At 71.9% G+C, this 22,404-nt stretch carries 20 protein-coding genes; 10 read left to right on the top strand and 10 right to left on the bottom strand.

Annotated features, from left to right (window positions below):
- Positions 1-2: 2 nt before the first annotated feature.
- Positions 3-1,757 carry a sensor histidine kinase gene (locus tag AABA78_RS08465; protein ID WP_338262474.1) on the bottom strand — a complete coding sequence of 585 codons (1,755 nt, stop codon included), beginning with the start codon at positions 1,755-1,757 and terminating at the stop codon, positions 3-5.
- A gap of 207 nt (positions 1,758-1,964) precedes the next feature.
- Between AABA78_RS08465 and AABA78_RS08460 the strand changes: the two genes are divergently transcribed.
- From AABA78_RS08460 to AABA78_RS08450, 3 genes are all read left to right on the top strand, one after another.
- Positions 1,965-4,811: a PAS domain S-box protein gene (locus AABA78_RS08460; protein ID WP_338262473.1), complete on the top strand. Its 2,847-nt coding sequence runs from the start codon at positions 1,965-1,967 to the stop codon at positions 4,809-4,811.
- A gap of 137 nt (positions 4,812-4,948) precedes the next feature.
- Complete coding sequence (locus AABA78_RS08455) at positions 4,949-6,451, top strand: vWA domain-containing protein (RefSeq protein WP_338262472.1); 1,503 nt, start codon at positions 4,949-4,951, stop codon at positions 6,449-6,451.
- Positions 6,452-6,479: 28 nt separating this feature from the next.
- On the top strand, positions 6,480-7,583 hold the full coding sequence (locus tag AABA78_RS08450) for a hypothetical protein (protein ID WP_338262471.1): 1,104 nt from the start codon (positions 6,480-6,482) through the stop codon (positions 7,581-7,583).
- Between the two features lie 23 nt (positions 7,584-7,606).
- Here AABA78_RS08450 and AABA78_RS08445 read toward each other — a convergent pair whose 3' ends face one another.
- Complete coding sequence (locus tag AABA78_RS08445; RefSeq protein ID WP_338262470.1) at positions 7,607-7,948, bottom strand: hypothetical protein; 342 nt, start codon at positions 7,946-7,948, stop codon at positions 7,607-7,609.
- 355 nt (positions 7,949-8,303) lie between these two features.
- Here AABA78_RS08445 and AABA78_RS08440 point away from each other — a divergent pair, with 355 nt between their 5' ends.
- Positions 8,304-9,056 (top strand): sterol desaturase family protein, encoded by a 753-nt coding sequence (locus AABA78_RS08440; RefSeq protein WP_171412617.1) that lies wholly within the window; start codon positions 8,304-8,306, stop codon positions 9,054-9,056.
- 78 nt (positions 9,057-9,134) lie between these two features.
- Here AABA78_RS08440 and AABA78_RS08435 read toward each other — a convergent pair whose 3' ends face one another.
- Positions 9,135-10,073, bottom strand: coding sequence for a dimethylarginine dimethylaminohydrolase family protein (locus tag AABA78_RS08435; protein WP_338262469.1), 939 nt, complete (start codon positions 10,071-10,073; stop codon positions 9,135-9,137).
- A 199-nt stretch (positions 10,074-10,272) separates the two neighbouring features.
- Between AABA78_RS08435 and AABA78_RS08430 the strand changes: the two genes are divergently transcribed.
- The 4 genes from AABA78_RS08430 (at position 10,273) to AABA78_RS08415 (ending at position 14,855) form a co-directional block, all read left to right on the top strand.
- Positions 10,273-11,052 carry an iron-containing redox enzyme family protein gene (locus AABA78_RS08430; protein WP_338262468.1) on the top strand — a complete coding sequence of 260 codons (780 nt, stop codon included), beginning with the start codon at positions 10,273-10,275 and terminating at the stop codon, positions 11,050-11,052.
- A 160-nt stretch (positions 11,053-11,212) separates the two neighbouring features.
- The gene (locus tag AABA78_RS08425; RefSeq protein ID WP_338262467.1) at positions 11,213-11,674 is read left to right on the top strand and encodes a fibril protein; all 462 of its coding nucleotides are present in this window, start codon (positions 11,213-11,215) and stop codon (positions 11,672-11,674) included.
- 235 nt (positions 11,675-11,909) lie between these two features.
- Positions 11,910-14,600 carry an AsmA family protein gene (locus AABA78_RS08420; RefSeq protein WP_338262466.1) on the top strand — a complete coding sequence of 897 codons (2,691 nt, stop codon included), beginning with the start codon at positions 11,910-11,912 and terminating at the stop codon, positions 14,598-14,600.
- A gap of 90 nt (positions 14,601-14,690) precedes the next feature.
- Positions 14,691-14,855 carry a hypothetical protein gene (locus tag AABA78_RS08415; protein WP_338262465.1) on the top strand — a complete coding sequence of 55 codons (165 nt, stop codon included), beginning with the start codon at positions 14,691-14,693 and terminating at the stop codon, positions 14,853-14,855.
- A gap of 5 nt (positions 14,856-14,860) precedes the next feature.
- Here AABA78_RS08415 and AABA78_RS08410 read toward each other — a convergent pair whose 3' ends face one another.
- Entirely contained in the window at positions 14,861-15,643 is a 783-nt protein-coding gene (locus tag AABA78_RS08410) for a hypothetical protein (RefSeq protein ID WP_338262464.1), read from the bottom strand.
- Positions 15,644-15,821: 178 nt separating this feature from the next.
- Here AABA78_RS08410 and AABA78_RS08405 point away from each other — a divergent pair, with 178 nt between their 5' ends.
- Both AABA78_RS08405 and AABA78_RS08400 read left to right on the top strand, forming a co-directional pair.
- Positions 15,822-17,474, top strand: coding sequence for a formate--tetrahydrofolate ligase (locus AABA78_RS08405; RefSeq protein WP_338262463.1), 1,653 nt, complete (start codon positions 15,822-15,824; stop codon positions 17,472-17,474).
- Positions 17,475-17,607: 133 nt separating this feature from the next.
- Positions 17,608-17,976: a hypothetical protein gene (locus tag AABA78_RS08400; RefSeq protein WP_338262462.1), complete on the top strand. Its 369-nt coding sequence runs from the start codon at positions 17,608-17,610 to the stop codon at positions 17,974-17,976.
- 8 nt (positions 17,977-17,984) lie between these two features.
- On the opposite strand, the gene AABA78_RS08395 is transcribed toward AABA78_RS08400, so the two are convergent.
- The 6 genes from AABA78_RS08395 to AABA78_RS08370 all read right to left on the bottom strand — a co-directional run bounded on the left by AABA78_RS08395 (position 17,985) and on the right by AABA78_RS08370 (position 22,230).
- Complete coding sequence (locus AABA78_RS08395) at positions 17,985-18,335, bottom strand: helix-turn-helix domain-containing transcriptional regulator (RefSeq protein WP_338262461.1); 351 nt, start codon at positions 18,333-18,335, stop codon at positions 17,985-17,987.
- Between the two features lie 143 nt (positions 18,336-18,478).
- The gene (locus tag AABA78_RS08390) at positions 18,479-20,071 is read right to left on the bottom strand and encodes a methyl-accepting chemotaxis protein (RefSeq protein ID WP_338262460.1); all 1,593 of its coding nucleotides are present in this window, start codon (positions 20,069-20,071) and stop codon (positions 18,479-18,481) included.
- A 344-nt stretch (positions 20,072-20,415) separates the two neighbouring features.
- Positions 20,416-20,919: a PTS sugar transporter subunit IIA gene (locus tag AABA78_RS08385; RefSeq protein ID WP_338262459.1), complete on the bottom strand. Its 504-nt coding sequence runs from the start codon at positions 20,917-20,919 to the stop codon at positions 20,416-20,418.
- Between the two features lie 44 nt (positions 20,920-20,963).
- A complete protein-coding gene (locus AABA78_RS08380) occupies positions 20,964-21,317 on the bottom strand; it encodes a hypothetical protein (protein ID WP_338262458.1) in 354 nt (117 codons plus the stop codon).
- Positions 21,318-21,500: 183 nt separating this feature from the next.
- On the bottom strand, positions 21,501-21,824 hold the full coding sequence (locus AABA78_RS08375; protein WP_338262457.1) for a hypothetical protein: 324 nt from the start codon (positions 21,822-21,824) through the stop codon (positions 21,501-21,503).
- A 31-nt stretch (positions 21,825-21,855) separates the two neighbouring features.
- Positions 21,856-22,230, bottom strand: coding sequence for a hypothetical protein (locus AABA78_RS08370; protein WP_338262456.1), 375 nt, complete (start codon positions 22,228-22,230; stop codon positions 21,856-21,858).
- Between the last annotated feature and the right edge of the window lie 174 nt (positions 22,231-22,404).

Below are 22,404 nucleotides of genomic sequence, written 5' to 3'. Positions count from 1 at the left end.
GGCTACTCGCCCTGGGTCGGCCCCGGCGCCGCGTGCGCGCTGAGCCACTCCTCCGGGATGTCGCCCCGGGGCAGCTCCAGGATGAACGTGGCGCCCTGCCCGGGCGTGCTGACGGCGCGCACCGTGCCGCCGAACGCCTCGACAATCTGGCGGGTGATGTAGAGCCCCAGGCCCAGGCCGCCGTAGTGCCGGTCGCTCACCGCGCGCTCGAAGCGCTCGAAGATGCGCGCCAGGTCGTCCGGCGCGATGCCGATGCCGTGGTCCTTCACGGTGAGCCGCGCCAGTGAGCCCTGCGCCTCCACGCCCACGATGACGGGCTGGCCCGCGCCGTACTTGAGCGCGTTGGACACCAGGTTCGTCACCACCTGCTCCAGCCGCAGCCGGTCCCAGCGGCCCACCACCGGCACCGGCGCCTCCAGGCCCAGCTCCGTGCCGGCCTGCGCCGCCGCGGGGGAGAAGCGGTAGAGGATTTCCGCGGCCACGCTCGCCAGGTCCAGCTCCTCCAGCTCCAGCCGCAGCCGGCCCGCGGTGATGCGCGACACGTCCAGCAGGTTGTCCACCAGCCCCGACAGCCGGCGCACCTGGCGCTGCACCACGTCCAGCGCTTCGGCGACGCGCTCGGTGGGCACCTCCTTGCCCTCGCGCGCCAGCACCACCACCTGCTTCTGCAGCAGCTGCACCTTGAGGCTCAGCGGCGTGAGCGGCGTCTTCAGCTCGTGGCTCGCGATGCCCAGGAACTCGTCGCGCTGGCGCACCGCCTCGCGCGCCTCGCGGTACAGCCGCGCGTTCTCCAGGTAGAGCGCGGTGCGGTGGGCCAGCTCCGTGAGGAAGTGCTCCTCCTCCGCGCCGAAGGCCCGCGGCCCGTTGGAGCGCAGCAGCAGCAGCGCGCCCAGCACGTTGCCGCGCGCGCCCAGCGGCACGCTCAGGCAGCCGTGCGGCCCCAGCTCGCGCATCAGCCGCGCGTGCTCCGCGTCCAGCGCGAGGGCCGCGACGTGCTCCTCGGACAGGAGGGGCAGCCGCCCCACCGCCCCGGACACGAACGCCCCGGGCAGCCCGCCCGGCACGAGCGGCTCCAGCGGATAGCGCGTGAGCAACTCCCGCAGGAGCGCGTGCCGGCCCGGGTCCGCGTGCAGCGACGCCGCCACCCGCAGGGCCTCCTGCCCCGCGCCACCCGGGCCCCGGAGGACGAGCAGCGCGCCGTCCCCCAGCGAGGGCACCAGCAGCTTGAGCAGCGGCTCCAGCCGCGCCTCCGCGTCCACCGACGTGCCCAGCAGCGCCCCGGCCTCCGCCAGCAGGCGCGACGCATCCAGCACCGCCACGGGCAACGTGTCCAAGGCATGCGTGCGCAGGAGCGCCGCGGCGACCTGCCCGTCCGCGCCCCGCACCGGCACCGCCGTGCACCGCAGCGCGATGCGCGTCCCATCCGGCCGCAGCACGTTCCACACGGAGGCGTCCACCGCTTCGCCCGCCAGCGCTCGCGCGAGGGGCGACTCATCCGGCGGCAGCGGTGTGCCGTCCGCGCGCACCCATTCACACCCAGGCAGGCGGGCGTGCTCGATGTGGAGGGGAACCGGGATGCCGAAGTGCGCCGCGGCTTGTGCGTTGAATGAAGGCACACGGCCCGTGCACTCGACGAGCACAACCCCTTCCGCGTCCATGACGCGCGTTGACAGGAGCGGGGCATCCCCGTCCGTCACGCGGGCATCCGAGGCTGGAGAGGTGACGCCGGACATGCCGAGGCTTTCCGCACGCATCATGGTGTCATCGCCGCCTCCCGGGAAGAAAGGAAGACAGAAGCCAGAGCCCACTCCATCCTCAAGGACAGGGAATGCTTTCCATCGTCACGCTCTTCCCGCAGGCCCCCTTGCCTGCATGTCGGCGATCCTCAATCGTTCGACTGTCCACGTCCGCGTCCCCAGGCGTTCCGCCCGCACGGCCAAGTTCTTCCACCGCGAGTCCCCAGCATGCAGATGCCGTTCACCCGGCCTGACGGCACCACCCCCACCGAGCGCCGCTTCCGGCAGGTCATCGACACGCTCCAGGAGGTCGTCTTCCAGACGGACACGGAGCGCAACTGGGTCTTCCTCAATCCCGCGTGGACCGAGGTGACGGGCTTCCCCGTGGAGGAGAGCCTGGGCCGCTCCGCGCTGGACTTCGTGCACCCGGACGACCGGGAGCGCACGCTGGAGGTCTGCAAGACCCTGCTCACGCGCGAGCGCGAGTTCGTCCAGCACGAGGTGCGCTACCTCACGCGCGACGGCGGCTTCCGCTGGGTGGAGGTCTTCGCGCGGGTGACGTTCGACGACACCGGCGCGCTGGTGGGCATGGCGGGCACGCTCAACAACATCACCGAGCGCAAGCGCACGAGTGACGCGCTCGCCCGGCGCGAGCGCTACCTCACCGCCCTGGTGGACATGCAGCAGCGGCTGCTGTCGGTGCCGGAGGGTGGTGACCTGTACGGCCCCGCGCTCGCGCCGCTGGGGCAGGCCTCCGGCGCCAGCCGCGTCTACGTCTTCGAGACGTTCACCGACGCGAAGGGGGCGCTGCTGTGCAGCCAGCGCGCCGAGTGGTGCGCGCCCGGCGTGACCGCGGAGATCGACAACCCGATGCTCCAGGACCTCCCGATGCGGCCCATCCTGGGGCGCTGGGTGAACCTGCTGGAGCGCGGCGAGGTCGTCACGGGGCGGGTGGCCACCTTCCCCGCCGTCGAGCGGGACCTGCTGGAGCCGCAGGGCATCCTCACGCTGCTGGTGCTGCCCCTGCGCGTGCAGGGCCGGCTGGTGGGGTTCGTGGGCTTCGACAACTGCTTCGAGGCGCGCGAGTGGGACCGGCTGGAGGTGGACCTGCTGTCCGCGGCCAGCGGCGCCATCTCCGTGTCGCTGGAGCGCCGCGCGTCCGAGCGGGCGCTGCGCGAGCACGAGCACCGCTTCCGCCAGCTCGCGGAGAACGCGTCGGACGTGCTGTACCTGTACCGCTGTGAAGCACCGCGCGGCTTCGCGTACGTCAGCCGCGTGGCGCACGCCAAGCTGGGCCTGGGGCCGGAGGCGCACTACTCGGATCCGGAGCTGTGGTACCGGCAGGTGCACCCGGATGACCGGGCCGCGCTGGAGCGGCTGCTGGAGTCGCCCCAGTCCGTGGACGGCTCAACGGTGGAGCTGCGCTTCCTGCGCCCCGACGGCAGCCTGCTGTGGCTGGAGCACGTGGTGGCGCCGGTGACGGACTCCGCGGGCCGCGTGGTGGCGGTGGAGGGCCTGGCGCGCGACATCACGGAGCGCCGTCAGGTGGAGGAGGCGCTGAAGCGCTCCGAGGCCAGCCTGCGCGCGCTGATGGAGGGCTTCCCCGACCCGGCGGCCATCGAGCGCGACGGCCACATCGTCTACGCCAACGCGGCGCTCGTCACCGCGCTGGGCTTCGCGCGCGCCGAGGAGCTGGTGGGCCGCCGGCTGTCGGAGTTCCTGGCGGACGTGCCGGGCACGGGCGTGGCGTCCGTGGACAGCACGCCCCTCACCAGCGAGCGGCGCCTGGTGCTGCGCGACGGGCGCACGCGCGTGGTGGAGCTGGCCAGCCTGCCCCTGCGCTTCGACGGCCAGCCCGCGGTGGTGTCCATCGCGCGCGACGTGACGGAGCAGCGCCAGCTCCAGGCGCGGCTGACGCTGGCGGACCGGCTGGCGTCGGTGGGCACGCTCGCGGCGGGCATCGCGCATGAAATCAACAACCCGCTGGCCTTCGTGCTCTCCAACCTGGGCTTCCTGTCGGACGAGTTCCGCCAACACCTGTCCCCCGGCCCCGGCGTGCGCGGCGTGCGCCCGCCGGACGTGGCCGAGTGGCAGGAGGTGCTGGGCGAGGCGTGCGAGGGCGCCGAGCGCGTGCGCCAGATCGTCCGCCAGCTGAAGACGTTCTCGCGGCCGGATGAAGAGCGCATGACGCCGGTGGACGTGCACGCGGTGCTGGACTCGGTGGTGATGATGGCCGCCAATGAGATCCGCCACCGCGCGCGGCTGCGCCGGGAGTACGGCACCGTGCCGCAGGTGATGGCCAACGAGGGCCGCCTCTGCCAGGTGTTCCTCAACCTGGTGGTGAACGCGGCGCAGGCCATCCCGGAGGGCTCCGCGCACGACCATGAAATCGTGCTCGCCACGCGCGCGTCCGGCGAGCAGGTGGTGGTGGAGGTGCGCGACACGGGCAGCGGCATCGCGCCGGAGGTGATGGGGCGCATCTTCGATCCGTTCTTCACCACCAAGCCCGTGGGCGTGGGCACCGGCCTGGGGCTGTCCATCTGCCACGGCATCATCAGCGGGCTGGGCGGCGACATCCTCGTGGAGAGCACCCTGGGCCAGGGCAGCACGTTCCGCGTGGTGCTGCCCTCGCCGCGGCCCGACCCCGTCGTCCGCCCGCCGGAGGCCCCCGTGCCCGCCGCGCCCGTGGTGCCGCGAGGCCGCGTGCTGGTGGTGGACGACGAGCCCGCGGTGGGCCGCGTGCTGCAGCGGCTGTTGCGCGGCCACGACGTGGAGGTGGCCACGAGCGGACGCCAGGCGCTGGAGCGCATGTCGCGCGCTCCGGGCTTCGACGCGGTGCTGTGCGACGTGATGATGCCGGACCTCGCCGGCCGCGACGTGTACGAGGCCGTGCGGCGCGAATACCCGGGCCTGGAGCGCCGCTTCGTCTTCGTGTCCGGCGGCGCCTTCACCTCCGGCGCGCGCGAGTTCCTGGAGCGCATCCCCAACCCGCTGCTGGAGAAGCCCTTCGACGAGGCGCGCGTGCGCGGCGCCGTGGAGGAGCTGGTGCGGCACGGCCCGCCGGACGCGGCCTGACCCCAGGCGGCCTCCGGTTCGGATCCGCCCCATCGGTCATCGGGAGGAGGGTCCTCCCAGTGACCGATGCGCCCGGGTGACGGCTCTGCGAGCGTGTGCTCGTCCGCTCGCACCCCTTGGGGGAAGGTCCGCCGCGCATGAACCGCACCAAACTGCTGCTGTCCCTTGCTGGCCTGCTGTTCCTGGGCGCGCTCGCGCTCGACGCGCGTTCGCTCTTCGCGAAGACCTCGTCGCACCCGCCCATGGGCAACACGCTCCCCAACGGGCACACGCGCCGGAGCACGCCCACCCCGGGGGCCCTGGACCGGACCCACACCGTGGTGCAGCCGGATGAGACGCCCGTCAACGGGGTGCTGCCCGTCGTGCTGGGCCGGCCCGCTTCCGGCAACGCCGGCACGGTGGAGCTCACGGGCAAGCTGTCCGGCGCCTACGTGAAGGCGGGGCCGGGTGAGGCCTTCGCGGTGTTCGAGCTGTCCGCGCGCCTGCCGGAGAAGACCCAGCGCGTGCCGGTGAACCTGGCGCTGGTGGTGGACCGCTCCGGGTCCATGGATGGCGGCAAGCTGGCGGACGCGAAGCGCGCGGCCCAGGAGCTGGTGCGGCAGCTGCGCGAGGGCGACCGGCTGGCGCTGGTGCACTACGGCTCCGACGTGACGGTGGTGCCCAGCGTGAAGATTGACGAAACCACGCGCCGCGAGCTCCTGGGCACCATCGAAGCCATCCAGGTGAACGGCGGCACGAACATGAGCGGCGGGCTGGTGGCGGGCGCGGAGGCGGTGCGCGCGTACGCCAGCGACTACCGGGTGACGCGCGCCATCCTGCTGAGCGACGGCGAGCCCACCGAGGGCGTGACGTCCAACAACGGGCTCTTCTCCGAGGTGGGGAGGATCCGCGAGACGGGCATCACCGTGAGCGCGCTGGGCGTGGGGACCGGCTTCAACGACACGCTGATGCGCGGCATGGCCGAGCGCGGCGGCGGCTTCTCCGGCTTCATCAGCGACTCCTCGCAGCTGGCCACCATCTTCACCCGCGAGCTGGAGCAGGCCGCCAGCACCGTCGCTCGCAACGTGAGCCTGACGCTGACGCTGCCGCCCGGCGTGAGCGGCGTGGAGGTGATGGGCCTGCCGTCCACGCGCGAGGGCAACACCGTGCGCATCCCCCTCTACGACCTGACGGGCGGCCAGTCCGCGCGCGTGGTGGTGAAGCTGACGCTGGACGCGCCCTCGGACGCGAAGGACATGAACGTGCTGGACGCCGCGGTGGCGTACGTGGACGTGACGGCCAACCAGCCGTCGCAGGTGACGCTGGCCCTGGGCGCGAAGGTGACGGACGACGTCCAGGTGGTGCACGCGAACCTGGACCGCGACGTGCGCGTCCACGCCATCCGCGCGCTGGGCACGCAGCAGCTGCAAGCGGCCGCGGAGGCGATGAAGAGCGGCGACCGCACGGGCGCGCTCGACCTGCTGGGCAACGCGCGTCGACTCTTCGGCACCTCGGCGGCCGCGCTCTCGGGGGAGCTTGCGGACGTGGACCAGACCCAGGCAGCCTATGGGAACGCCCGGAGCGACGCGGACGTGCGGGATGCGTCCATGGCGCTCAAGAAGAAGACGATGAAGAACTTCGGGCAGAGCAACTCCTACTAGTCACTCCCGACGTACGGAACGGTGCGCCATGTCGCTCTCCATCCAACTCATCCGGCGGGAGGACTTCGAGTCGCGCTGCCTGTCCGCGCTCGTGGGCGCCGGGGCCATGGCGATGGTGGCCGGCGTGGCGCGGCAGGTGCTGCGCGTCCCGGTGGATCCGGGCTACTTCGCGCTGATGGCGGCGGCCGTCACCGCGGTGAAGCCGAAGGCGGCGGAGAACGCCCTGGTGCGCGCGGCGATGGTGCTGCTGCCCGCCCTGCCCTATGTGCTGGGACTGCCGTCGTCCTGGCAACACGCGGTGGCGGGCGCGCTCGCCGCGGGCCTGCTGGCGTGGCGGGGCAACGGGCGCGACAGCGTGGGCACCCCCGCGCAGATCGCGCTGTGCGCCGGGGCCGCCGCCGTCACCACGGCGCTGGGGCTGTACGTGCAGGACGTGCTCGACGCGCGCTTCCTGCCGGCCCGGGGCTACTTCCCGCTGCTGGTGGACTACGCGGTGGTGGCGCTGTTCTGGAGCATCGGCACGCTGCCGGCGAACCTGGCCATGGACCTGGACGCGGTGGCCACCCGGGGCATGCGCCTGGAGGCCACGCTCACCGGCGAGGTGCGCGGGCTGGTGGCCCGGGCGCTCACGCTCTACCGCCAGAGCCTGGAAGAGGCGCACAAGCTGGCCACGGGCCCGGGCCGGGAGAAGCTCCAGGCCGTGCTCGGCAAGCTGGCCCGGGACGCCTTCACGCTGGCGGAGTCCCACACGGAGCTGGAGGCCCAGCTCGCCGCCGCGTCTCAGGGGAGCGTGGACTCGCAGGTGCAGGAATTGAAGAAGCGCGCCCAGGACGCGCAGGACGGCGTGGCCCGGCGCCAGTTGGAGCGCGCCGCCGCGTCGCTGGGTGAGGAGCTCAACCACCTGGACGCGCTGTCACGCCGCCAGGAGCGCCTCCTCGCGCAGCTGCACGCCCAGGTGGCCCTGCTGGAGCGCGCTCGCGTGTGCTTCATCGGGGCCCGGGGCGCGTCCCCCCTCGGAGGAAGCGGCGACCGGGTCCAGGCCCTCGCGGACAAGCTCTCCGCCCTGGACCTGGAGTCCTCCGGCGCGGAGGGGGCGGCGCAGGCCGCGCGCGTCCCCGCGCTCCGCTCCTAGGAGGCTCCAGGGCCCACGGCGCCCTACTTCGCCGACGCGCGGGTGGAGGCGCGGGTGCGCTTGCGCGCCGGGGCGGCCTTCTTCGCGGCGGTGACGCGCGGGGTGTGCAGCTCGCTGGCGATGCGCTGCTCGATCTCCTCGCGGGTGCGGCGGCTGACCTCCAGCGCGGCGTTGATGCGCTCGCGCACGACGTCCGCCTGGGCCTCCGCGGCGGCGCGGTACTCCGCGATGTCCCGGCGCAGCTCCAGGCGCCCCTCGCTGGCGTTCGCCGTGCCCGCCTTCTTCCGGGGCGTCGTCTTGCGCCGCGCGGGCCGCCCGCCCGCCTGGTTCCCGGTGTCCTGTGGTCCCTGTGCCTTGCGCGCCATCTGTCTGCCCCCTCGTGCGATCGCTCGCGTGTGGGCGGAAAGGTGGGGTTTGTGCCCCCGGCACGGAAGTCTGGCCCCGGGTCGGATGGAGGCCAGGCAGCCGGACAATGTAGGTGCGCGGCAACAGTGGAGCTTCTCAACGCCTCCAGGAAGGCGCTAAGAGGACCCCACCGTTCCTGGGCCAAAGGGCAGCTGGACTGATAGCTCAGGAACCCCCGCATCACCCCAAGGGCCGGGATGCGAGCAAGCCTTCGAGCCCCGCGCACCCCGGCTGACCGGGACCCGCGCTGGAGCGAACAGTGAGGGAATCCCCGTGGCGGTCTCTTTCCTGAACCGGAAACACAACCTGGACCGGATGTCGTTGCGCGACCTGGTCTATTCGTTCTTCACCTACTACGCCGTCGTCGCCTACATCCTCATCGGCATCACCTGCATCGTGCTGTCGGTGAAGTGGTTCGAGGCCCCGGCGCGCATGGCCGCGGCGGTGCTGGTGGCCACGGTGGCGTACCCGTTCGGCTGGTACCTCATCCACCGGTACATCCTGCACGGTCGCTTCCTCTACAAGTCCGCGGCGACGGCGGTGACGTGGAAGCGCATCCACTTCGACCACCACCAGGACCCGCACGACCTGCGCGTGCTCTTCGGCGCGCTGCACACCACGCTGCCCACCATCGCGCTGGTGCTCACGCCCATCGGCTACCTCATCGGCGGCCGGTCCGGCGCGGCGGCGGCGCTGGGCTGGGGCATGGTGACCACGTGCTTCTACGAGTTCTGCCACTGCATCCAGCACCTCAACTACGCCCCGCAGCAGAAGTGGCTGAAGGACATCAAGCGGCTGCACATGTCCCACCACTTCCACAACGAGCAGGGCAACTACGGCATCACGAACTACTTCTGGGACCGCCTGTTCGGCACGCTGTACGAGAAGGCGTCCGACAAGCCCAAGAGCCCCACCGTCTTCAACCTGGGCTACACGGCGGAAGAGGCGGTGAAGTACCCCTGGGTGGACAAGCTCTCCGGCGGCACCCGTGGCGACGGCCACCCGCGCCGCTTCTGGAGCGCCGAAGGGCTGAGCGCGCCGGAAGCCTCCAGCGAACAGCAGTCCTGACAGTCCTTCCCCCCGCTTCACCCCGGACCTCCCCGCGCGCTCCAGTCGCCCGGGGAGGTCTTCGTCTTTCAATGCCTGTCACGCGGAGAGCTGCTGGGCCTCGTCCTGCTGCTGCTCCTCGCGAAAGCGCTGGGCGTTCATGGGCGGCAGCGTGTGCACCCGCGCCACCAGGCACGCCGCGCTGCCCCCGGCCAGGTGGAACTGATCCAACCGCACGCTGACGGGCCTGCGCCCCAGGCCGCGCAGCACCGCCTCCACGCGAGGCACGCGCGCGCCGATGATGACGGTGTTGCCCACCTCCACCAGGTTGAGCCCGAACGCGAGCGCGTCCTCGCGCGCGATGGGAACCACCTGCTGGATGCCCTCCGTGCGCGCCAGCATCCGCAGGGACTCCGGCGTGAAGGCCTCCGGGCACACCAGCGCGGTGCCGTCGGACAGCACGGTGAGCGCGGTGTCCAGGTGGTAGAGGTACGGGTCGCACAGCTCCAGCGGCGTCACGGGCGCGGAGAGGAAGGCCTCCAGCACGCCCGCGGCGCGCTGCGTGGACCGCATGCCCCAGCCCAAGAGGGCGCCCCGGCCCGCGGGCAGCATGGCCACGTCGCCCCCTTCGATGTGCACGCGCGGAGGCTCGATGACGTCGAAGCCGCGCGCGGAGAGCCACCGGGCCCTGGCGAGCTGCTCGTTGCGGCGCTGGCCATGGCGCATGGTGGCGAGCAGCGCGCGCAGCTCGCCCTCCTGGGAGACGAGCACCGCGTTGTCCTTGGCGAATACGGAGTCGAACGCGCCGTGGACGAAGGGCAGCTCGAAGAAGGTCCCGCCCGCCTTGCGCAGGGTGCGCAGGAACTCGCGGTGCTGGGTGCAGGCGCGGCGCCACGCGACGGCGCCGGGCTTCATATGCGGGTTGATGTTCCAGGCGACCTGATACGCGCAGTCGCGGGAGCGGACGTGGTCCTTCTCACAGCGCACCTGACTGACAGCGAAGGTGGCGGGAGCGATGTGGCCGGTGTGCAAGGTCATCCCCATACATGTGGCCGGAAGGCACTCCCGCCTTCCGGGATGTGTAGAGAGGGTGCGCACCATGAGCGGGCTTGGCGAGGTGGCTGGGGAAGCGGGGACGGAGGACGCACGCCTGTCTGAACGGCTTCACCGGACCCTCTTGCGTTTCAACCGCGCACGACTGGCGCCGGGGTTTCCCACCGAGGGCTGGCGAGCAGCCGTGCAGGAAGAGACGCAGTTGCGGTTACTTGAAGGCGAGTACGTGGAGGCCGAGCGACAGCGCGTGGCGGCGTGGGCCGCCGAGGCACCGGAGGACGCGGACGGGTTCATCGCGTGGTTCGAGGACCTGAAGGAGTCCGGTCCCGGACAGCATGATCCGCTGTTCCCGTGGCTGGCCACGCAGGCCACGCGTGAGCAGATGAACTGGTTCCTCACGCAGGAGGTCGCGGGCGAAGCGGGCTTCGACGACCTGGTGGCGCTGACGCAGCTGCAGCTGCCCACGCAGGCGAAGCTGGAGCTGGCGCGCAATTACTGGGACGAGATGGGCCGCGGGCGCGAGGACGCGATGCACGGGCCGATGCTCGCGGAGATGGCGGCGAAGCTGGGGTTGCGGCCCACCGACGAGGACACCGTGTGGGAAGCGCACGCGCTGGCGAACCTGCTCTGCGCGTTCGCGTTCAACCGCCGCTACACGTTCCACGCGGTGGGCGCGCTGGGCATCGTGGAGGAGACGGCGCCGGGCCGCACCGCGTGCGTCAACGAGGGCCTGAAGCGTCTGGGCTTCGACATGCGCGTGCGGCGCTATTACGCGCTGCACTCCACGCTGGACGTGAAGCACTCGGAGACGTGGAACAAGGAAGTGCTGCGGCCATTGGTGGCGGCGAACCCCGCGTGCGCGCGACCCCTGGCGGAAGGGGCGCTGCTGCGGCTGACCGCGGGCGCGCGGTGCTTCGAGCGCTACCGCCACGAGCTGGGCCTGGACCTGAAGTCGCTCAGCTGAGAGCCGGAGCCTGGCCGTCCTTCCCCCCGGGACCTTGCGCGTGTGCGCTGGCCTGGGGGGTGCGTTTCCCGAAGGACGGTCCGTCCGGGAGGAGGGGATGCGCGGCAGCCGGAGCGGACGCCAGCTTGGGGCGGTTCCCAAGGCCGAGCTGGAGGTCCCGATGTCCCTGTTCCGTTTCATCCCCGCCGCGGTGCTGCTCCTGACGGCGTGCGCTTCCCCGGGCACGTCCATGCAGGAGGTGATGCGCCGCACCGAGCCCCTGATGCCGAAGCGGCCGGATCCGCTGACCTACGGCACCCGGCCGGAGAACCCGGTGCGGGTGGGCTGGGGCGACAAGGGCGTGATGGCGTACTTCAAGCTGCTGCGCGGCCCGCAGGGTCAGCCGGTGGCGTGGCGCCGCATGGGGGACTGCTGCGAGTTCACCCAGGTGGATGGCCAGGGCCAGGGCCAGGGGAAGCTGTCCATCTTCGAGGTGACGTACGACGGGCTGGACACGCCCGTGGTGCTCTACGTGGACGCCTTCACGGGCGGCAACGTGTACGCGCCCTGGGGCTTCTCGCTGGAGGGCCAGGGGGACTCACCGCCCGTGCCCGGCACGGAGCCGGAGGTCATCGACCTCTGAGGCCCCGCGCATCAATCCCATGATTCCTTGAAAGCTCCCGGACTCCTGCGTCCCCAAAGCACGCGGCCACCCCTTCCTGGGTGGGTCGTTCGTGCCTAGATGCAAGGGTCGACGGGAGTATGACTTTCCCCCGGCTGTTGACCGTCACGCTTACAACCTCCCTCTGTGCATGGGAGGTGCGGCCCCCTTGGCGCTGCGCTAAGCGTTCGACCGCTCTCCCGACGGAGGAGGAACCGTGGCGGCTGTGAAGAAGAAGCGTTGGCCGTATGTGCTGGGAGGCATCCTCGTCCTCCTGATCGCCATCGTGGCGGTGGTGCTGTGGCGTCTGGACGCCATCCTGCTGAAGACGGCGCGCGACCAGGCGGCGACGTACTCGCAGAAGCTGGGGCGCCCCATCGAGATTGGCGACGTCTCCACGAAGCTCTTTCCCTACGTGGGCGCTCGCATCCAGAACGTCACCGTGGGCCCCGCCGAGGGCGAGGAGCTGCCGCTCGCGGAGGTGAAGGACGTGACGGTGAGCGTGGCGGCGATGCCGCTGCTCACCTCCAAGGGCAAGGACATCCGCGTGCGGGACGCGGAGGCGTCCGGGCTCACCGTGAACGTCATCCGCCTGGCGGACGGCACCACCAACGTGCAGCGGCTCCAGGAGAAGCTGGCCGAGCAGCAGCCCAAGGAGCAGCCGCCGGAGGAGGAGTCGCAGCCCACGGACCTGTCGGGCGTGCACGTGGAGCGCGCGGCGCTCACCGACGGCACCATCCGCTTCGTGGACCGCGCGGCGGGCGCGCAGGCGCGCGAGCTGGCGGTGAAGGACCTGGACATCGAGGTGAAGGACCTGCGCGTGGGCCAGCCCCTGAAGGTGGACCTGGCGGCCGCGGTGCTCGCGGAGAAGCAGAACCTCAAGATGACGCTCGCGGCAGCGCCGCTGCCGGCGACGCTCATCCCCACGCCGGAGCAGGTGACGCTGAAGGCGGAGCACATCGACCTGTCGCCGCTGGGGCCGTTCCTGCCCCCGGACGTGGGGCTTCAGGCGGGCACGCTGGACGCGGACTGGAAGGCGGACCTGGGCGGCGCGGTGCCCGGCGGCAAGGGGCCCACGAAGCTCGTGGGCGTCATCAAGGCCCTGGGGATGAAGTTCGCGGGCTCGGAGGGCGGCAAGGCGCTGGACGTGGTGCTCGACACGGACGTGACGGGCGACATGACCACGGGTGACCTGGCGCTGGACAAGCTGAAGCTGGACCTGGGCCCCGCGGCCATCACGGGCAAGGGCAAGGTGAAGGGGCTGCTCACGGACAAGCCCGCGGTGGAGGGCTTCGAGTTGGTGGGGCGCAACCTGGATCCGGCCGTGCTCGCCGAGTACTACCCGCCCCTGCGCAAGCAGCTCAAAGGGATGATCGCCGGCCCCATCGGCCTGGACGTGCGCGGCAGCGGCACGCAGGACGCGCAGGCCCTCAACATCGCGGTGGACCTGACGCCGGTGCGGCTGCGCGTGCCGGATCAGCTGACGAAGGAAGCCGGCGGCGCGATGAAGCTGAACGCGAAGGTGACGGGCGCGGCGGCCAGCGGCGGCGCGCTCCACTTCGACGCGAAGGCGGACATGAACGGCGTGGACCTGCGGCCGGGCCTGCTGGTGAACAAGGCGCCGGGGCAGCGGCTGGAGGTCGCGGCGGCGGGCACGTACGCGCCGGCGAAGACGGGCAACGGGATGACGGTGAACGTCACCAGCATGAGCCTGGGCGCGCTGGACGACACGGTGACGGGCAACGCCACGGTGGCGCTCGCGGGCACGGGCAAGAAGGCCACGACGACGTTCAAGGCGAACGTGAAGGCCGCCCGGCTGGATGCGGAGAAGTTGTTGATGAGCGAGCAGGAGGTGCTGGCGCGCACGGGCGGAAAGCCGCCGCCGGAGCCGCCGGTGGAGGCCAATCGCTTCAACGGCTACCGGGGTGACATCCAGTTCGCCATCGCGTCGCTGCGCTACACGGCGATGGACCTGAGCAACGTGACGGGCGTCGTGAAGATGGTGGACGACCTCATCACGGTGGAGAAGTTCTCGACGGGCATCTACGGCGGCAAGGTGGTGGCGGACGGGACGACCATCCGCCTGGGGCCCGCGCCGGAGGCCCGGCCCTTCACGGCGAAGGTGCAGGTGCAGGGCCTGGAGGTGGCGCAGGCGCTGGCGGCGCGCACGCCGAAGCAGGTGCTGACGGGCAAGTTCAACGGCAACGTGGACGTGCAGGGCGTGGGCTACACGCCGGAGAAGCTGCAGCAGACGCTGCTGGGCGGCATCAACGGCAACCTGCTGGAGGGCACGTTCCTGGGCAAGGACCTGGTGTCGTCCGTGACGGGGCCGCTGGCCAAGGCGCTGCCCTTCGCGAAGGCGCTCAAGAGCGGTGACGTGACGTCGCTGGGTGGGGACCTGCCCTTCAGCGTGACCATCAAGAACGGCGTGGCGCAGCTGAGCAAGCCCATCACCTGGACGCGGCCGGAGGCGGCGATGAGCTTCGACGGCGGCATCGGGCTGGACGGCACGCTGAACCTGACGGGCGGAGTGTCGCTGACGCCCGCGACCATCAAGACGCTGACGGTGGGCAAGGTGACGCCGACGGAGGCCATCCCGGTGGGAGTGAAGCTGGGAGGCAAGGCGTGGAGCCCGGACGTGACGGGCGTGGACGTGAAGCCCGCGGCGACGACCATCCTGAAGCTGGCGGGGGCGTCCGTGGCGGGCAACCTGCTGGGTGAGAAGGGCAAGGCCGTGCAGGACATCATCACGGGCGGCCAGGACAAGGCCAAGGCCGAAGCAGAGGCGCGCGCCGCCGAGGAGAGGAAGAAGCTGGAGGACCAGGCCCGCGCCGAGCAGGAGAAGGCGAAGAAGCGCGCCGAGGAAGAGGCGAAGAAGCGGCTCAAAGGCATCTTCGGCGGGAAGTAACCGCCGGACGGGCCGTGAGCATCACGCGCGCCGCGGAGCTCTTGAGGGAGCTTCGCGGCGTTCGTGTATCGGCGCACTGGCGTACGGACGATGAACGCGTTCCTGCGCGGCTTCCGCGTCCAGTCCGCGAGTGCCGTCTGGGACCGGGTCCAAGCCGCTCGCGCGGCGTCCTCTCGGGTCCCCGTGCTGCTTTGCACTCCGTTGGTGGCGCTGGCGGACGCCTTCGATGTCGAAGACGTCCTGCGCCTGGGCTGAAGGCGCTACTGCCCGGGGGTGCCGCGCGCTTCCCAGCCGGCCCCGGTACCCATCGGGCCGCCTCGGGGACCGCCACCGCGCCCGCCCATGTCCTCGCGGCGCATCTCCTGGTACTGCGTCAGCTGCTCCGCGCTGAGCACCTTCTGCATCTCCGCGTCCGTCTGCGTGCGCAGGTCGCGCATCTGCTGACGCATGTCACGCCCCGGCCGGCCTCCCGCCATCGACGCCGTCAGCTCCTGGCGCTTCGCGTCCTCCGCCTGCATCGCCTTCGTCAGCGCCTGCTCCTGGCTGTAGTTGAGCCGCGCGTTGGTGACGAAGGCCTTGAGGCGCTCGGAGCGCTCCGCCTCCGCCTGGGTCCGCATCTGGTCCACCTGCTGCTGCCACTGCTGGCGCTGCTCGGTGCGCTGCTCGTCCTGCACCGTGCGCATCAGCTCCTTCAGCGTCTGGCGCCCGCTGTCGGTGGTCATCGCCTCGCCCACCATCACGCCGCGCAGCTCCTCGCGCAGCTTCGCGACCTCCGCCTCCAGGCCCGCGGGCGGAGGACCGCCCGTGCCCGCGGAGACCGTGCCGCCGCCCTGCTCGAAGGCCATCATCCGCCGGGACAGCAGCTGCACTGTCTCCTCCAGCGCCTTCACGCGCGTCTGGAGCGCCCGGACCTCCGCCGTCGAGTCCTGCACGCGGGGCGCATCCTGGGTGACAGGGGCCTCCGACTTCCCAGGCCCCCACAGGGCCACTCCGAGCGCCAGCGAAGCCAACCCCACCGATGCGATGCCGAGAATGCGGTTCATGATGCTCTCCCTGACGGAACTCCCGGCCGCCTATTCCATCCCGCGCCCGGAGCTCCGCCCTGCGCCTGCATCCTCCCACCCGCCCTCCTCCCAGGGAACCAACCGTCGACGCGCGCCTGCCTGCCCCCCGTGTCGCGAGCGTTGACCTCGTCCAGCCGGGCGCGGAGAGTCCCCCGCCATGACGCTCCGTCCCATCGCTGAAGTCGGCGCCGAGCTGGGTCTCGCGCCGGAAGACGTCCTCCCCTGGGGCCGCGACCGCGCCAAGGTGTCCCTGGACGCCCTGGGGCGCAGCTCGCGCCAGGGCCGCATGGTCCTGGTGTCGGCCATCAACCCCACGCCCCCGGGCGAGGGCAAGACGACCATGTCCGTGGCGCTGGCCATGGGCCTGCGCAAGCGGGGCCGCAAGGCCGTGGCTGCGCTGCGCGAGCCGTCCCTGGGGCCCGTCTTCGGCGTGAAGGGCGGCGGCACCGGCGGCGGGCAGGCGAGCCTGGAGCCGGCGGCGGACATCAACCTGCACTTCACCGGCGACCTGCACGCCATCACCAGCGCGCACAACCTGCTGTCCGCGCTGGTGGACAACGCCGTGTACTACGGCCACCCGGTGGCGCTGGAGGGCACGCGGGTGCGCTGGCGGCGCGCGATGGACATGAACGACCGGTTCCTGCGCAACGTCATCGTGGGACTGGGCGGCAAGGCGCACGGCGTGCCGCGCGAGACGTCCTTCGACATCACCGCAGCCAGCGAGGTCATGGCCATCCTCGCGCTGGCGGAGAACCTGAAGGACCTGGAGGCGCGGCTGGGGCGCATCGTGGTGGGGCAGGCGCCGGACGGCTCGCCGGTGCGCGCGAACGACGTGAACGCGGCGGCGTCCATGGTGGCGCTGCTCAAGGACGCGCTGATGCCGAACCTGGCGCAGACGCGCGAGGGCGGGCCGGCCATCGTGCACGCGGGGCCGTTCGGCAACATCGCGCACGGGTGTTCGTCGGTGGTGGGCACGCGGCTGGCGCTCGCGTACGCGGACGAGGTGGTGACGGAGGCCGGCTTCGGCTTCGACCTGGGCGCGGAGAAGTTCCTGGACATCAAGTGCCGGAGCGCGGGCGTGTGGCCCCGGGGCGTGATGCTGGTGGTGACACTGCGGGCGCTCAAGCACCACGGCGGCGCGGCGGCGGACAAGGTGGCGGAGCCGGACCGCGAGGCGCTGCTCAAGGGCTTCGGCCACCTGGAGAAGCACCTGGAGTCGGTGGCGGCGTTCGGCCTGCCGGCGGTGCTATGCGTGAACCGCTTCCCGCAGGACACGGAGAGCGAGCTGGACGAACTGCGCGCGTTCGCGAAGGCGCGGAACGTGGGCATCGCCGTATGCGACGGGTTCGGCAAGGGCGGCGAGGGTTCACTGGAGCTGGCGGACACGGTGCTGGCGATGCTGGACGCGACGGACGCGGCGCCGCCGAAGCCGCGCTTCCTCTACGCGTTGGAGCAGACGCCGGAGGAGAAGATCCGCGCCATCGCGCGCACGGTGTACGGCGCGGACGACGTGGCCTTCACGGCGGGGGCGCGCAAGGACCTGGAGACGGCGCGGGCGCTGGGAGGCGCGGGGCTGCCGGTGTGCATGGCGAAGACGCACCTGTCCTTGTCGGACGACCCGACCAAGACGGGCCGGCCCCGGGGCTTCACGCTGACGGTGCGCGAGGTGCGCCTGTCCGCGGGAGCGGGCTTCCTGGTGGCGCTCACCGGAGAACTGCTCACCATGCCGGGCCTCCCGCGCGAACCCGCCGCCCGCCGCGTCACCGTCCACCCCGACGGCCGCATCACAGGCCTGATGCAGGGCGAGTGACGTCAGGGGTAGGGCCTAGCGTCTCCCGCCGTTCACTCGACGGGAGCACGCCACCCTGCCCCACCCGAAGCACGCCCAGCCCTGGCGCATCCACTTCTTCCAGCGACATCCGGAGGACGACCCGGCGCGCGCCGTGCCTGCCCGCGACTTCCTGGACGCCTGTCCGGACGCGGTCAGCGCGAAGCTGCTCGCCGTCGTGAAGGCCGTGGCGGACGCGCCGCCTCCCGCCTTCAGTGGCGGAGGCAAGTGGGAAGCCATGCACGGCGCCATGGCGGGGATCAATGAAGTCCGCGCGGATGGCAGGGGCCGGCGTCACTACCGCCTCTTCTGCCTCCTGGATCGGGAGGGTGAAGCGCTGGGCCTGGGCGGCCCGAGCCTCGTCCTCCTGACCGGGAGAGCGAAGGCGTTCCGCACCGTGCTCTCGGAGTCCGACTACGCGAAGGTCCGTGCCCTCCGGGACGAGTACCAGCGCCGCCGTCCCCGGAGCGTGTGGGCCGGCTGAGGCGCGGGCTACTTGCGGCGCACGCGGGGGGCGGGGGCCCGTGGCCGCACCGCCTTGCGGCGCTCGGGTGCTGGCACCAGTTGCAGGCGGCAGCCCAGCGCGGCGGCCAGCTTCGTGACCGTGGACAGCGTGGGGTTCGCGGAGGGCGCCGTGAACAGGCGGCGCACGACCTCCGGCGGGGTCTCGGCCTTGCGAGCCAGGTCCGCCTTGCTGAGGCCCGCCTCCTCGCGCCGCGCGTCCAGGGCGCGGATCAGCCGGTCCGCCGCGTCCACCTCCGCGCGCGCCTTCGCATACGCCTCCGCGAAGGCCGGGCGCTTGAGCTTCTTCTCGAAGTAACGGTCGAATCCCGTGGGGGTCATGGCAGGGCTCCAGGCTCCAATCCGGGCGTAGCATACAAGTTACGCCTGACAACGCCTCCTGACAGTCCCCCCTCAACGCACGACGGGCCGCCCCGGTGCGTCCGGAGCGGCCCGTGGGCCCTGCTGGCTTCGCGTGCGGACGGCTAGACGCGGAAGGCGGTGGACAGCTCCTGGAGCTTGCCCAGGGACGTGTTGATCTGCCCCACCGCCTGCTCGGCGTTGCTGGTGGCCATCACCACGTCGCTCATCATCTCCGACAGCTGCGTCACCACTTCCGTCATCTGCGTGATGCCCGCGTTCTGCTGCGTCACCGAGGCGACGATCTGCCGCGCCGCCTGGCTGCTCTCCTGCACCACCTGGGTGATGTCCTTCAGCGTCGTCGCGGAGGCGAGCACCTGCTCGATGCCCTCCTCCATCTTCTGGCTGTCCCCCTCCGCGATGCCCACCGTCTCGCGGATGGCCTGGTTGATCTCCAGGAGGATCTTCCCGATGCGCTGCGTGCTCTGCAGCGACTGGCTGCTGAGCGCCCGCATCTCCTTGGCCACCACCGCGAAGCCCCGGCCCTCCTCGCCCGCCCGCGCCGCCTCGATGGCCGCGTTCAACGCGAGCACGTTGGACTGGTCCGCCAGGTCCTTCACGCTGCCGATGATTTCACCCGCGTGCACCGCCTGCTCGGACAGCACGCCGATGCTCCCCACCAGCGCGCCCACGCGCGCGCGGATCTGCTGCAACCCCTCCGCGCTCCGCTCGATGGACACCTGCCCGGAGGCGCTGTACGCGTCCGCCTGCGCCGCCACCTTCAGCACCATCTCCGCGCGGCTGGCCGCCATGCCGGACGTCTGGGCGATCTCCGCGATGGTGGAGCTGGCCTCCGTGAGGCTGCGCGACTGGCTGGTCAGGAAGTTGAGCTGCTCGTGGCTCGCCGCGTTCAGCCGCGCCGCCGCCGCCGTCAGCTCCGTCACCACCGCGTGCAGCGTGTTCGGCACCGAGCCCAGTCGCGTCATCAGCGTCTGGATGCTGCGCGCCAGCTCCCCCACCTCGTCCTGCGAGCTCGTGTCGATGGCCAGCGACAGGTTGCCCTCCCGCACGATGCGCGTCGCCGTCGCCGTCAGCCGCGCCAGGGGCGCCGTCACCTCGCGCAGCAGCCACACCGTGGCCACCGCGAGCGCCAGGATGCACCCGAGCGACAGCACCAGCACCCACGTCAGCGTCGTGCCGTGCAGCGACGACACCTCCATGAAGGCCTCGCGCTGCGACGCCTCCTGCTGCGCCGTCACGGACTCCAGGCCCTCATGCACCGCGCGGTACGCGGGCTCCAGCTTCCCGAGCGCGGCCTCCGCGGCCGCGTCGCTCCGGGCCGCCAGCGCCACCACCTGCGACGCCTCCTGCCAGTAGCGCGCGAAGGCGCCCTGCAGCGCCTCCAGCTTCGGACCGTCCACGTCCGGCAGCGCGCGCAGCGCCGCGAGCCCCTTGTTGAGCTCCGCCACCTGCGCGTCCAGCGTCTGCTGCTTCACCGCGTGCAGCGCCACCGCGTCGCCCACGTCCTGGTGCAACGCCGCGAAGCCCGCGCGCGACGTCTGCGCCTGACTCACCGACGGCGCCAGGCTGGAGCCGATGCGCTCCGAGGCCGCCCGCGTGCGCGAGCCCAGCGCCACCGTCACCGCCACGATGGCCACCAGGAACGCCGCCGCGACCACCGGCAGCACCATCATCTTCTGCTTGAGCCTCAACGCCATCACACACCCCCTCGCGGGCCCACGTCACCCATCCCGATGAAGCGCGGTCGTGCACCCGCGCCGGGCCTGCTGCGCCAGCTCATTGTCGCTCATCCTTCCGCGGCCCCAGCGGGGCCCCCGACGGCCAAGGCCTCGTCAGCGCACGTAGGATAGACAACACCTCTCCCCCCGACTCAAGCCCGCGTCCCTTGAAATATCCTGCAAACGAGTCGGCATTGCCCCGCAGGGTCATACGGGACACTTCATCCTGACAGGTGGGACCCGTGGCGGAGGATGCCCCACGTTCGCCTGGAGGGGGCAGGCAGGCAGCCGGGCGCGATCATTCCAGCACCCCGGTGAGCGCTTCAGCCGCCAAGGCCGGCACGGTGCGGGGGAGCCGCGGCGTGCGGGTGCAGGGCGGACTCGGCCCGCGCCAGCAGGGCGTGGGCTTCACTCGCGGTGACGGTGGCGAGGAGCGCGTCGCGCAGGGTGGGGGCGTGCAGCAGGGACGCGATACGCGACAGCACGTTGAGGTGCAGGCCCGCCGTGTCGGGCGGGGCCACCATGCCCACGAAGAGGTGTACGAGGCCGTCCTCGGGTTCGCCGAAGGCCAGGCCTCCCCGGTGCAACCCCACGCAGGTGACGATGCGCCGCGCGCCCTCCACGCGGCAGTGCGGAATGGCCACGCCGCCCTCCATCGCCGTGGTGCCCAGCCGCTCGCGCGCCTGGAGCGCCCCGGCGAGGATCTCGGGGGGAACCTCCGCCTCCGGCGCCAGCAGCTCCGCCAGCTCTCCCAGCAGCGACGCGCTGTCGCGCGCCCGCAGGGCCGGGCGGACGGCCTGGACCGACAGGAAGTCCATCCAAAGCATGTGCATGCCTCCTTCGCCTTTCCTTGTCCGCGCGGGCCCGGTGCTCAGACGGCGACGGCCACGCGTTCGCGTCCCACCATCACGATGCAGGCCGCGAGCACTCGCGCGCTGAACGGGTCCCGTTCGCTGTCGTCGAAGGACTGCGCGAGCACCTCCGGGTCGTCGTCGAGGAACAGCGTGGAGCCCACGCGCTCGAAGACGTGCGCCAGCAGGCCGCGGCAGCAGGTGCAGCGCCACGCCTTCTCCAGCGCACGCGCGCCCTGGCGGCGGGCGTCCTCCAGCCCCTGCGCCCCCAGCATGCGCACCGCCTTGAGCGAGCCCTCCTCCTGGGCCTGCTCACGACGCACCGCGGGCCTCCGCGACGGGGCCCACGCGTTCAAGATGGCGACGATTCCCATGGTGTCTTCGCTCCTGGTTGCCGGTGTTCTTCCATCCGGCGCCCCCTTCCAAGAGCATCCCGCGTGCCGCCACTCCTGCCCGCCAACCCCCTGTTCTTGCTGGGGAATCCCCCGGACTCCCGCTCCGGGCGGTTTCATCCTGCACGCTGGCGCCTTGCAGGATGCGGTGCGAAAGCGCCCGCGCTACCGCCAGGGCTCCAGGCGGGCGCGGCAGTCGACCTCGCACTCTGGAAACTCGCGGAGGAAGTGGGCCTGCTCGCGGCAGCGCGACAGGAAGTCCCTGCCGCCAGTGCCTTCGCACAGGGCGTGGAAGTGCTCCCAGGTCCGCTGGAAGAGCGCCGCCCGCGCCTGGGGGGAGGTCTCATGGAGGGCCCTGCGCTCGGAGCACGTGCCGACGAACACCGCCGCCGCCAGGGTCCACAACAACAGCCAGCCGGGCAGGTCCCGCCACCACGGGCGGGCCAGCCCTCCCCTCACGGGAGCAGGACGCGGATTCGGAGCCACCATGCCCCCGCGCAGGGCAAGCCGCGTGCCACGCTCAGCGCGAGGGACGCGGGAGGAAGGGCCCCGCCTCGCGGCGACAGGCGTCGTCACACTCGGGGAAACGGACGAGGAAGTCCGCCTCCCGGGCGCACTTCTTGGGCCAGCGCGAGGCGCCGCCGTCGACCAGGCACAGCAGGCGGAACTCGGCGCGGGTCTCCGTGAAGAGGGCTTCCCGCTGCGAGGGGGAGATGGCTTCCAGCGCGCGGTTCTCCCCGCCCTGGAGCCAGATGAAGACGCCCACCAGCACCAGGAAGACCAGGGCCAGCCAGGTGCCCTTGCGCAGCCAGATGCTGGGCGGCGGGGCCAGCTCCTTCGCGAAGATGTTCTTGTCCTCGCCCCCTTCATCCGGGGGCGTCTCTTCGTTGCCCATGGGCTTCCTTCCATCCATGGCGCGTGCCAGCCGCACGGCCGCGCCGCAGCAGACACCAGCCCGTCCGGGGTTGCACCTTGCAACCGCCTTCCGGGGCGCACCGTGCCGGATGCGATGCACCCGCCGTGACTTGCGCCGCCCGGCATCCGACAGACGGGCCCGGCACACGGCATG

Source organism: Corallococcus caeni (assembly GCF_036245865.1).
GTDB lineage: Bacteria > Myxococcota > Myxococcia > Myxococcales > Myxococcaceae > Corallococcus > Corallococcus caeni.
Note: the sequence above shows the minus strand (reverse complement) of the source record. Positions and strands in the feature narration are given on the sequence as shown.